General features: G+C 57.2%; 1 protein-coding gene. It reads right to left on the bottom strand.

The features are described from left to right. Window positions 1-12: 12 nt before the first annotated feature. A partial coding sequence (locus JNK74_28720) for a hypothetical protein (protein ID MBL7650168.1) occupies window positions 13-747 on the bottom strand: 735 nt, incomplete at its 5' end.

Genomic DNA, 747 nt, shown 5'->3' with positions numbered 1-747 from the left:
GGGCTTCCAGGCTCATAGCACCCCCGCCATCCAATCGGGTTTTGCAGAGGGCTGTTGCTGCGACTTCACGCCCCACCGCTCCGCATTCCCTAGCCATGTGCGGAATGCGGCTTGCCAGTCCTTGAACGTCGTTCCCTTGGCTAGGTGATGGTCCGTAAATCGACGAAGCTCGGCGTCAAGGTCAAGGCCATGTTTTGCAGCAAGCGCCTTACCCGTGTCGTTCGGCTCAAAGTCGGCAGGAAGTTGGCAAGCCTTGCGAGAAGGTTTGGATTTGGAGGCTGCGTCATCAGCGCCAATATCATCCTTCTCCTTCTCCTTCTCCTTCTCCTTCTCCGGGGGTGAATGGTCGGCGTCCGTTCGGCGGACATTCGCCGAATGTTCGGCTGCTGTGCGACGAACTTTCTGTCCTACGCTCCCATCAGGACGAGGATATTTGCCCGTTTTCGTGTCCGGTTTTTGGTGCTTATCCCAGCCTGTCACATACCAGTAGCGGGTTCCATCGACTTCGTACTCCGCAAGCAGTCCATTCGCCGTAAGTTCGGCGACCATTCGCCGAACGTCATCCGTACTGATGGCGTCAGCAGGGAAAACCTCCATCTTCAGACGAGCGCACGATGCAGGATGAACGCCGTAGTCGTCGCAGAACGACCACATGCCGATGAACAGTAGTCGAGCGTTCGGCGAACATTCGGCGATTTGTTCGCTCGTCCAGAACTCGGGCTTGATACTGCGGATGCGGGCCATTAC

The sequence above is a fragment of the Candidatus Hydrogenedentota bacterium genome, from assembly GCA_016791475.1.
Taxonomy (GTDB): Bacteria; Hydrogenedentota; Hydrogenedentia; order Hydrogenedentales; family JAEUWI01; genus JAEUWI01.
The sequence above is the reverse complement of the archived record's forward strand: the minus strand, read 5'-3'. Positions and strand labels throughout refer to the sequence as shown.